Below are 10,476 nucleotides of genomic sequence, written 5' to 3'. Positions count from 1 at the left end.
CTCAAAAAGCGATCAATGAAATCAGGCCTTCAACCCGTCATTGCGAGGAGCTCTTGCGACGAAGCAATCCAGGGCCACGCTTGAAGCCCCTGGATTGCTTCGCATCGAAGTCGGCGCTGCGCGCTGCCCTCGGCTCGCAATAACAAAAACCCCTGATTTTGCTCGCTGCTTTTTCGGTCAGACACTCAGGATGACGGTCTGGCTCGTCGTCAGAGGTCAGACCGCAGCCCGCTTACCTCGCCGCCTGCTGGTCCTCGACGAACGCCACTTCGACGCCCTTCTTGACCATGCGCGACAGCCGCAGCACGTCCCAATTGGTCAAGCGGACGCAGCCGTGGGAATCGCTCTTGCTGACCCGCGAGGGGTCGGCGGTGCCGTGGATGCCGTAGCCCGGCTCCGACAGCCCGATCCACATCGCGCCGACCGGATTGTTCGGGCCCGGCTTGATCTCGAACGGTTTGGTCGATTTCACGCCGCTGAATTTGTACTTCGGATTGTAGCGATAGTTCGGATTGGCATCCACCGTCTGCACCTTCAGCGTGCCGGACGGCGTCGGCTTCTCCTCGCTGCCGACGCTGGCGGGATAGAACGCCAGCAGCGCGCCGTCCGCCCCGAACGCCTTGACGGTCTGGCGCTGCTTGTCGACCTCGACGCGCGCGGCGGGCGTCGGCATCGCCTCCGGCGGCAGGCTGACGATGGTGATGGCGTCGCCGGCATGATTGAATTTCTGCCCGGGGTTGAGCTCGGCCAACAACTCCTGGCTGACGTGGAAACGCTCGCTCAACGCCTCCTTCGGCGAGGTGTAGCTGAGATGCTTCAACGTCTTCATCTGCTCCATCTTGGCCGGCAGCTTGGCCAGGAACGGACCTTTGAGATCCTCGGCGGTGATGGTGTATTGCGCCAGCACCGGGTCGCCGGAATTGGCCTTGAGCTTGGCCCAGATCTCCGGGGTGAGCGCCTTGCCGGGCGGCAGCGCGTTGGCCTCGGCATAGGCCAGCAGCGCCTTTTCGACGTTCTCGCCGAACCGGCCGTCGATCTCGCCGGGCGAGAAATGCGCGCGATCGAGCAGCACCTGCAGTTTCACCGCGAGCGGGCTGAGCTTGTCTTGGTTCGGAATCTTGCTGGAGAACTCCGCGGTGTTGATGGCCTCGGGCTTCAACGCCGCGGCAAACGCCGGCTGAGCCAAACACAGCAGTCCGACAACGATAATGATACGTTTCATGAGGAGGCCTGGATTGGTCAGCTGCCGACGCGGCGCGATTCCAGGACAAGCGCCGGTGCGGCGGCTGGTTCCACGGCCGCCGAAAGAACGCGCGCGAAGCACCGCGCGCGATCAGGCGTCGCCGGCGCCGCCGCGATCCGATCCGCCGGCACCCATCGCATCGGTTCGGCGCAGCACGCGCTGCGCCGGCGGCGTGAACGCCAACAGGGTTTGCACCTGCCCCTGCAGCCGGCCCGCTGCCTGCTGCAGATTGCCGCGGATCGATGCCAGCCTTGCCAGCAGCGTGCGTTTGGTCTGCGGGTCATCGAGCAGATTGACCGTCCGCGCCGCCGCCTCAAGATGCTGAAACAAGCCGTCGATCGTCGACTGCCAACAATCCCCCGCCGCGACGGCCGAGGCAATCGCGCACTGGGTCTGTTGCAGGACGCTGTCGGCCGCGGTCTCGGCGACCGCCTCGCCGGGATCGCCGGCGACGTGCTGATCCGCGCGCGGCGCGGAGCCCCGGGGCTGCATCGGCATCAGGCCGCGCGCACGGTGTGCAGGAACTTGCTGACCTCGCTCTTCAGCCGGGTGCTGTCGCGCGACAGGATCTGCGCTGCGGACAGCACCTGCGCCGAGGCCGATCCGGTCTCGCTGGCGCCGTGCTGCACGTCGGAGATGTTGCAGCTGACCTGCGAGGTGCCCTCCGCCGCCTGCTGCACATTGCGGGAAATCTCCCGGGTGGCGGCGCCCTGCTCTTCCACCGCCGAGGCGATGGTGGAGGCGATCTCCGACATCTTGCCGATGGTGGCGCTGATCTCCTCGATCGCCGCGACGGAGACTTGCGTGGCGCCCTGAATGCCGTTGATCTGCTGGCCGATCTCGCCGGTGGCGCGCGCCGTCTGTTCGGCCAGCGCCTTGACCTCGGAGGCCACCACCGCAAAACCGCGGCCGGCCTCGCCGGCGCGGGCTGCCTCGATGGTGGCGTTGAGCGCCAACAGATTGGTCTGGCCTGCGATGGTGTTGATCAGTTCGACGACGTCGCCGATCCGCGCCGCGGCTTTCGACAATTCGCCGACCCGGTCATTGGTCTTGCGCGCCTGATCCACCGCCTCGTGGGCGATGCGGGCGGAGTCCTGCACCTGGCGGCTGATCTCGTCGACCGACGAACTCATCTCTTCGGTCGCGGAAGCCACCGACTGCACGTTGGTCGAGGCCTCTTCGGAGGCCGACGCGACCAGCGTCGCGAGCTGCTGCGAGCGCGCCGCGGTGGTGGTGAGCGTGGTGGCGGAGGCCTCCAATTCGTTGGACGCCGCGGTCACCGTTTCGATGATTTCGCCGACCGCGCTTTCGAACGCGTCGGCGAGCCTGCTGGTGTCGGCCTTGCGCTGCGCCGCGGCGAGCGCCTCTGCCTGCTTCTGTTCGGCCTCCAGGCGCTGCCGCGCCACCGCATTGGTCTTGAACACCTCGACCGTATCGGCCATTTCGCCGATCTCGTCGCTGCGCCCGATCCCCGGAATGGCGGCGTCGAGCCGCCCGCCAGCCAGCGCCGTCATCGCCTCGGTCATCTGATGCAGCGGCTTGGTGATGCGCCGAGCCATCACCATCGAGGCCGCCAGCGTCACCAGCAGAATGATCGCCGCGGCGATCAGCGAGCGCTCGGTCGCCGCCCAGGTCTGCGCCGCGAGATCGTCGATATAGACGCCGGTCGAGATCATCCAGCCCCACGGCGCAAAGCCGGCGGCAAACGACAATTTCGGCTGCGGCTTGTCGAAGCCGGGCTTGGCCCAGATATAATCGACAAAGCCGCTGCCCTTCTGCTTCACCGATTCGACCATCTCGGCGATGAAGCGTTTGCCATTCGGATCCTTGGTAATCGACATGTCGGTTCCAACCAGACTCGCCGTCACCGGATGCATCAACATGTTGCCCTGCAGATCGGTGACGAAGAAATAATCGCCGTTGCCGTAGCGCATGCTCGCCACCCGCGCCTGCGCGCGCTTCTGCGCCTCGGCGACCGACACCTCGCCGCTTTGCGCGGAAGCGTATTCGTGCTTGACGATATCGACGGCGAGTTCGGTCAGCCGCTGCAGCTCGATCTGCTTTTGCTGTTTCAGGCCGGACGCCAGTTCGCCGGAATCCAGAAAGGCGATGCCGAGCAAGCCGAGAAAGCCGAGACTGATCAGCACGTAGATCTTGCGACTGATGGTGAATCGGACTCCAGTCGATAGCGCAGCCGGCATCGGGTTTCTCCGCAGGGGATGGGGATGGCAACAAATCGAAATCGAGCGTTGCAGCGTTGTCCCGCGGCTGTGCCCGGTGTCCCGAAAGACACCGCGGTTCGCCGCCGACGCCGCAACAAGTCACCGTTAAGTGTGCCGGCAAAGTGTAAATGCCGACCCCGGCAGGATAGCGCCCCCGGCGTACAGATCACGTCCGCGGCGTTGCGCCGCCGCGCCGATCGACAGCTTCGCGAAAGCATCGCGACAGGCTCGGGACAGCATTAAACTCGCGCGTCAGCACGTCCGCGCAACACATTGGTTTTGCACGGCGCGGTCATGCAACATGGCAAATGCGTCGCTCAAAATGCGCCTCGGATGATCAAAAACAGTCAACGCCTGGAGCTAAGTAACTATTTAGGTCAACTTATGTAATCGGTCGATCGGGTTGACTTTTCCGTGCTGTCACGCGCATGGATAGCGCGATATGATCAAGAGCAAGACGGTCGCGGATCCCCCCCTTTTCAGTCGGCCTCCGGTCCCCGCGTCGCGCGCGACAATCCCTTTTTCGTTTCTCGAGCAGACCATAGAGAGCGGCGGTCTGGGCTTTGCAAAGGTCGACCCGCAATCGGGACACCTGCTGTCAGCAAACCCGCGATTCTGCCAGATGCTCGGTTACTCGGCGGACGAATTGAACGGCGGTCAGTTCAGCTTCACGGCGTTGACGCACCCCGACGATGTCGAACGAAGTGCGCAGGAATTGCAGCGACTGATTCGCGGTGAGATCGAGTCCTACACGATCGAGAAACGATTCCTGAAAAAGGACGGCTCGGTGCTGCCGGTACGCGTCACGGTGACGGCGTTGCAGCGCGACCGCGACAATCGCGCGGTGGACACGATCGGCGTGATCAGCACGCCGGTCGATGCGCCCACCGCCGAACGTCAGCCGCGGCGCTGTGACTATGCGCAAAGCGCGTCGTTCTGGAGCAAAGATTTCCGCAACAACACCGCATGCTGCTCGGAGGGGCTGAACATCCTGCTCGGCCGCGCGCCGAACGGCCCGACGCCGAGCTTCGAGGATTTCATCGCGCAACTGCACCCCGAGGACCGGCCGCGCGTGCTCGAGGAGGCCAGACGGGTCACCAACGGCATGGTCTATAGCAGCGAGCACCGCATCATTCGGCCGAGTGGAGAGATCCGCTGGGTCAATCAGACGGTGATGCCGGTGTTCGACGAACTCGACGAAGTGGTCGGTCTGGTCGGCGTCTGCCTCGACGTCACCGACGCCAAGCGCGGCCCGAAATACAATTCGGCGACCAACACGGTGAAGGCGGTCAAACGCTACGTCGATCTGAACTGGGACCGGCCGCTCAACATCGCGGCGTTGGCAGCGGCGGCCAGGGTCAACACCCGGACGCTGTTCAAGCACTGCAAGCTGGCCTGGGGCTTCACCCCGAACGAATACATCAAGCGGGTGCGGCTGAACCACGCCCGGGCGATTCTGCAGATGGCGGAGAAATCCACCACCGTGCTCGGCACCGCCTTGAAATGCTGCTTCCAGAACCAGGGGCATTTCGCCCGCGACTACCGGCTGGCGTTCGGCGAGCGGCCCTCGGAAACGCTGGAGCGCGCCCGGCAGCGCCGCGGGCGCTGATCGCGGCTACGCCGCCTGGGTGCTTGCCAGCACCGCCTGCGACAACACGGTGGCGTCGGCATAGGGCAGCGGCAGATAGCGCGCGCCCATTTCCTTGGCGATCTTTTCGCCCTGCGGGCCGGGCCGCGGCGACATGTCGACCAACACCGCGTTGACACCGGCCGAGCGCAATTGCCGCGCCGAGGCGATGGCGTCCTCCTCGGCCTTGGGCCGGCCCGGCGAGCCGTCGCGGGCGATGTTGGCGCGGCCGTCGGTCATCAGGATCACGGTCGGGGTCTGGCCCTTGCGCTTGATGGAATCCGCCAGCGCGAAAGCGGCATCCAAGCCGCAGGCCAGCGGCGTACCACCGCCGCCCGGCAACCCTGCGAGGCTGCGCTTGGCGCGCGCCAGCGAGCGCGTCGGCGGCAGCAGGATTTCGGCGATGCTGCCGCGGAACGCGATCATCGCCACCTGGTCGCGGCGCACGTAGCAATCGGCCAGCAGCAACTCCACCGCGCCCTTGGCTTCGGCGAGCCGGTGCAGCGCCGCAGAGCCCGAGGCATCGACCACGAAGATGGTGATGGTCTCGGTGCGCTGCTTGAAGCGCGCGATGCGGAAATCATCCTTGCGGATCAGGATGCGCGGCTGCGGCGCCGCCTCGCCGCCGGCGGCAATCGTGGTGGCGGCGGAGGCCGCGGCTTCGCGGCGGCGCAGCGGCTGCCAGGGCGCCGCCGAGCGCAGCGTCTCGATCACGCTGAGCTTGGCGCCGGCACGCAGTTCGCCGCGCAGCGTGCCGGTCGGCCGGCCGCGCTTGTTGGATTTCTGCAATTCGCCGGCCTTGCCGGAGGAGCGCGCGCGGCTGCGGCCCGCGGAAGCGCGCAGCGACGCCAGCACGTCGGGCGGGATCGCCGCCTTCGCAGCAGCCAGGATCACCTCGTCGAGCGCGCGGTCGATGTCCGGGATCTGCTGTTCGTCCTGGTCCTTGTTGTCTTCGGAATTGTCTTCCGGCGGCGGCGGCTCTTCCGGCGGCGGTTCCGGCTGGTCCGGCTGCTCGGCCTGCGGGAAGTACAGCGCGCGCGGCGCCAGCACCAGCCGCGCCGCGATGCCGATGTCTTCCTGGTCGATCTCGGTATGGCCGCTCCAGGCCGCGGCGGCGCGGGCGACGCGGATCGTCAACAGCGGCGCGCGCAGCGAGACGATGCCCATCGCCGCGGCGGCGGTGACAATCGCCTCGATCTGCTCGTCGGTGGCGCGGATCAGCGGCAACCGCGACCGTGCGACTTCGATGTCGGCGGCGTTGATCTCAAATTCCTCGGTATCGCGGAACGAGAAGCGGTCGAGGTCGAGATGAAACGCCAGCCGGTCACGCAGGCCGGCCGGGGCGAACTCATCCTCCAGCCCCTCGTCGAGCGCCACCACGCCAAACCGCGCCGGCATCCTCAGCGACAGCCCGTCGCGCTCGATCAGCGTCTCATGGGCGTCCATCGCCGCGGTGACGTGCACCGTGGTCGAGGATTGCATCCGCTCGGCCATCGCCAGCATCAAGACGCCGCCATCGGCCTCGGCCAACAACCCGCGTTCGGCGACCGGACGGCCGGAGACCAGCGTCGCCGACAGATCCAACCCGCCGAGCAGCCGGCCCTCGGCGATATGGAGTGGGAGATGTTTATGGGCGTCGGTCGGCGGCAGCGCGGCGCGCAGCATCGACAGCCAGCGGTCGCGCACCGGCCCGGCGCGCGACCGCAGCAGCACGCCGGTGCCGACCGGATCGACCGCGAACAATTGCGCCGCGGTCGCCGCATCGGACCATGCGACCGCCTGACTCATCCGAACACTTCGCCGATGGCGCGATCGACCCGGACGGTGGAACCGGCGTCGTCGAGCGGGTTGCGCCGCAGCCGATGCCGCAGCGCCGAGGGCGCGATCTTCTTCAGATGCTCGTCGGTGACGTGCTTGGCGTGCTCCAGCGCCGCCAGCGACCGCGCCGCGCGCATCAGCGTCAACTCGCCGCGCAAGCCATCGGTGCCGAGCCGCATGCACAAGGTCGCGGCGCGCTCCAGCGCAGCGTCCGACACCGTGACCTCGGGCAATCGCTCGCGGGCCTGGGTGATCTTCTTGCGCAGCTTGGCCTCTTCCTTGGTCCAAGCCGCCAGGAACGCGGTGGGATCGCTCTCGAAGGCGTCGCGGCGGCGCACCACTTCCATCCGGCTCGGCAGATCGTCCGGGGTCTTGACCTCGACCGACATGCCGAAGCGGTCGAGCAATTGCGGGCGCAACTCACCCTCTTCCGGGTTGCCGGTGCCGACCAGCACGAAGCGCGCGGGATGGCGAATGCTGAGACCTTCGCGCTCCACCACGTTCTCGCCGGAGGCGGCGACGTCGAGCAACAGGTCGACCAGGTGATCTTCCAAAAGGTTGGCTTCGTCGATGTAGAGGAAGCCGCGATGCGCGCGGGCCAGCAGGCCGGGCTCGAACGCCTTCTCGCCGCGCGCCAGCGCGCGCTCCAGATCGAGCGCGCCGACCACGCGGTCCTCGGTGGCGCCGAGCGGCAGATCGACCACCGGCACCGGCACCTGCGCGGTCTTCAGCTTGCCGTGCTTTTCCTTCTCCCGGCATTCGTCGCAGAACGCCTTCGGCAGTTCGGGATCGCAATTGTAGCGGCAGCCGACCACGACCTTCATCTTCGGCAGCAGGGCGGCGAGCGCGCGCACCGCGGTCGACTTGCCGGCGCCGCGATCGCCGAACGCCAGCACGCCGCCGACTTTCGGATCGACCGCCGCGATCAGCAGCGCGAGCTTCATCTCGTCCTGGCCGACGATGGCGGAAAAGGGAAAAACTGTCGCCATGCTATGCTTTCGTCACGTTAAGCTTGTCTCGTGGGAAGTCGGGTGGCGGGTGTGGCTCACTCCGGCCGGGTGCGCTCGATGATCGCGGCGGCGCCCTTGTCGAGCAATTCCAGCGCGACCGCGCGGCCGAGTTCGCGGGGACGATTGGCCGGGCCGCTGCGGCTGGCCTCGATGAACAGCCCGCCTTCCTCGTCGAGCACCGAGGCGCTCAGCGTCATTTCCGTCCCCTTGATGGTGGAGAACGCCGCCATCGGCGAGTTGCAGTGGCCGTTCAGCACCCACAGCACTTCGCGCTCGGCGTCGCAGCTGAGCCGCGCGACCGGATCGTCGATCAACTCGAGATATTTGCGGATCTGCCAATTGTTCACCGCGCATTCCACCGCGACGATGCCTTGCCCGGCGGACGGCAACATCTCCTGCGGGGTGAAATCGTGCACGATGCGGTCGACGAAGCCGACCCGCTCCAGGCCAGAGCGCGCCATGATCAGCGCGTCGGCGGGGCCGACCGTGCCGCCGTCCGGCAGCCGCTGCTTCTCGGCATTGTCGAGCTTGCGCACCCTTGTATCGGCGGCGCCGCGGAAATGGATGACGTTGACCTCGGGGAACAGCCGCTTGGCATAGGCGGCGCGGCGCACCGCGTTGGTGCCGATGGTATAGCCCTTGCCGCGCGACTTCTGCAGGTCTTCCAGCGTCAGCCCCTTGCGCAGCACCAGTGCGTCGGTCGGCGGATCGCGCGACAGCGTGGCGCCGATGATCAGGCCGGGAGTGTCTTCGTTGCCCGGCATGTCCTTCAAGGAATGCATGCAGGCTTCGAGCTTGCCCGAGGTCACCGCGGCGCGGATCTCGGCCACGAAGGCGCCGCCCTTGCCGCCATGCGGCAGCAGCTTGCTGATCTGGTCGCTATCACCGACGGTTTCGAACTTGACGATCTCGACGTCGAGTTCGGATGCCGCGGCGGACAATCGACGGGCGATGTCCTCCGTCTGGGCAAGCGCCATGATACTCTTGCGAGTGCCGATACGGACTGGAATTGCCACCGCTCATGCTCCATTCGACGACCGCGCGAAGGGCCGCGGTATTCTTTTCGGGCCGGAGACTAAGACCAGCCCGCGCCGGAATGCAAACGGATGGCCCGCAGTTTCCGACCATTGTTGACTCTGCCCGCGAACCTTCTGTATTCGCGGCGTATTCCGCGCGCTGCGAACGGCTCGCAGCCGACCGCGCGCGTGGCGGTACCTTTCGGCTTCTGTCTGTCGCAACGCAATGCTACTCAAGTCAAGCATGCCGTTCCGGAACCCGCGTTTCGGGCGGATAACCGGCTGGAAATTTTGAATGACTGCTGAGGTTTTGATTGGTGACGGCGCCACGCGGCTGACGCCGCATCCGTTGCGCGCCGCAGTGCTGGGCGAGGTCCACGCCCGCCCGTTCACGCCGCTTCCCGTCCCCTCCCGGGTGATCCATTTCGCGTTCGACACCGCCGGGCCGCGCGCCCAGGCCGACCGCGCGCAACTGGCGGCGTTCTGCGTCGAGCGCGGACTGCAGCCGCCGCCGTCGCACGAAAAGCATCACCGCATGCCGTTCGGCGCCACCGTGCTGCGCTGGGAGCAGCATTCCGAATTCACCACCTACACCTGGGAAGTGCGCGCCGATCCGCTCGGCCTGCCGTTTCACCCCGACGCGGTGTCGCTGGCCGGGCCGATGCAGCTCCTGCCACAGCCCGGCCCGCTGCTGGTGGCGGTCGACCTGCATCTGTTGGCCGACGATCCGCCGCGCACCGATCCGGAGCAATTGTTCGACCGCGCCAGCCTCGCAGTGGCGGAGAATTCCGACGGCGCAGCGCTCTACGCCACCGATTTCCAGCCCGGCCCCGCCGGCTTCGTCCGCATCCTGGTGATCGACCGCGGCATGTCGGCGGGCCGCGCCGGCGCCTTGGTGCAGCGGGTGATCGAAATCGAGACCTACCGGACGCTGGCGCTGCTCGGCTTGCCGGAAGCGCAGCGGCTGGCGCCGTCGATTGCCGCCTCGGAGCGGCGGCTGGCCGAAGTCACCAGCCAGATGCGCTCCGGCAGCGATCTGGCCGGCAACCACAAACTCCTGGAAGAACTCACCGGGCTCGCCGCCGAGGTCGAGGCCGGCGCCGCCGAGAGCCTGTTCCGGTTCGGCGCCAGCCGCGCCTATGAGGAAATCGTCGAGCAGCGGCTGCACACCATCGGCGAACGCAAGGTCGGTGGGCTGCCGACCTGGTCGTCGTTCCTGGCGCGGCGGATGAAGCCGGCGCTGCGCACCTGCATCACCACCGAGGAGCGGCAATCCAGCCTGTCCCTGAAGCTGGCGCGCGCCGCCAATCTGTTGCGCACCCGGGTCGACGTCGAACTCGAACAGCAGAACCAGGAGCTGTTGAAATCGATGAACGCCCGCACCCGGCTGCAATTGCGCTTGCAGACCACGGTGGAAGGGCTGTCCACCGCGGCGATCACCTACTACGTGGTCGGGCTGTTCGGCTATCTGGTGAAGGGATTGCAGGATGCCGGCCATCTGCCGGTCGAGCCGAATGTCGCGGTGGCGGCCTTCGTGCCG

The 10,476-nt window shown here is 66.8% G+C and carries 8 protein-coding genes; 2 read left to right on the top strand and 6 right to left on the bottom strand.

What is annotated here, in order from left to right:
* Positions 1-232 precede the first annotated feature (232 nt).
* The 3 genes from VGC77_RS17215 to VGC77_RS17205 all read right to left on the bottom strand — a co-directional run bounded on the left by VGC77_RS17215 (position 233) and on the right by VGC77_RS17205 (position 3,444).
* Entirely contained in the window at positions 233-1,222 is a 990-nt protein-coding gene (locus VGC77_RS17215) for a L,D-transpeptidase (protein ID WP_331172789.1), read from the bottom strand.
* Positions 1,223-1,333: 111 nt separating this feature from the next.
* Positions 1,334-1,741: a hypothetical protein gene (locus VGC77_RS17210; RefSeq protein ID WP_331172788.1), complete on the bottom strand. Its 408-nt coding sequence runs from the start codon at positions 1,739-1,741 to the stop codon at positions 1,334-1,336.
* Positions 1,741-3,444 carry a methyl-accepting chemotaxis protein gene (locus tag VGC77_RS17205; RefSeq protein WP_331172787.1) on the bottom strand — a complete coding sequence of 568 codons (1,704 nt, stop codon included), beginning with the start codon at positions 3,442-3,444 and terminating at the stop codon, positions 1,741-1,743. Before VGC77_RS17205 ends, VGC77_RS17210 begins: the two co-directional genes overlap by 1 nt.
* Positions 3,445-3,907: 463 nt before the next feature.
* Between VGC77_RS17205 and VGC77_RS17200 the strand changes: the two genes are divergently transcribed.
* Positions 3,908-5,074, top strand: coding sequence for a PAS domain-containing protein (locus tag VGC77_RS17200; RefSeq protein WP_331172786.1), 1,167 nt, complete (start codon positions 3,908-3,910; stop codon positions 5,072-5,074).
* Positions 5,075-5,080: 6 nt separating this feature from the next.
* On the opposite strand, the gene VGC77_RS17195 is transcribed toward VGC77_RS17200, so the two are convergent.
* The 3 genes from VGC77_RS17195 to hemC are packed head-to-tail and all read right to left on the bottom strand — an operon-like array spanning position 5,081 to position 8,936.
* Positions 5,081-6,880, bottom strand: coding sequence for a magnesium chelatase subunit D (locus VGC77_RS17195; protein WP_331172785.1), 1,800 nt, complete (start codon positions 6,878-6,880; stop codon positions 5,081-5,083).
* Positions 6,877-7,899 carry a magnesium chelatase ATPase subunit I gene (gene bchI, locus VGC77_RS17190; protein WP_331172784.1) on the bottom strand — a complete coding sequence of 341 codons (1,023 nt, stop codon included), beginning with the start codon at positions 7,897-7,899 and terminating at the stop codon, positions 6,877-6,879. The genes VGC77_RS17195 and bchI overlap by 4 nt, the downstream gene beginning before the upstream one ends.
* Before the next feature lie 56 nt (positions 7,900-7,955).
* Positions 7,956-8,936, bottom strand: coding sequence for a hydroxymethylbilane synthase (gene hemC, locus VGC77_RS17185; RefSeq protein WP_331172783.1), 981 nt, complete (start codon positions 8,934-8,936; stop codon positions 7,956-7,958).
* Between the two features lie 295 nt (positions 8,937-9,231).
* On the opposite strand from hemC, the gene VGC77_RS17180 reads away from it, so the two are divergent.
* The coding region (locus VGC77_RS17180) for a DUF3422 domain-containing protein (RefSeq protein ID WP_331172782.1) at positions 9,232-10,476 on the top strand (1,245 nt) is incomplete at its 3' end.

It is taken from the genome of Rhodopseudomonas sp. (genome assembly GCF_036404135.1).
In the GTDB taxonomy this organism is placed as follows: domain Bacteria; phylum Pseudomonadota; class Alphaproteobacteria; order Rhizobiales; family Xanthobacteraceae; genus Rhodopseudomonas_A.
This window is presented reverse-complemented; position numbering and strand designations above follow the sequence as displayed.

Coding starts and splice junctions, on each gene's coding strand:
- bchI (WP_331172784.1), bottom strand. CDS start 7,899: ATGGCGACAGTTTTTCCCTTTTCCGCCATCGTCGGCCAGGACGAGATG.
- VGC77_RS17200 (WP_331172786.1), top strand. CDS start 3,908: ATGATCAAGAGCAAGACGGTCGCGGATCCCCCCCTTTTCAGTCGGCCT.
- VGC77_RS17215 (WP_331172789.1), bottom strand. CDS start 1,222: ATGAAACGTATCATTATCGTTGTCGGACTGCTGTGTTTGGCTCAGCCG.
- VGC77_RS17205 (WP_331172787.1), bottom strand. CDS start 3,444: ATGCCGGCTGCGCTATCGACTGGAGTCCGATTCACCATCAGTCGCAAG.
- VGC77_RS17210 (WP_331172788.1), bottom strand. CDS start 1,741: ATGCCGATGCAGCCCCGGGGCTCCGCGCCGCGCGCGGATCAGCACGTC.
- VGC77_RS17195 (WP_331172785.1), bottom strand. CDS start 6,880: ATGAGTCAGGCGGTCGCATGGTCCGATGCGGCGACCGCGGCGCAATTG.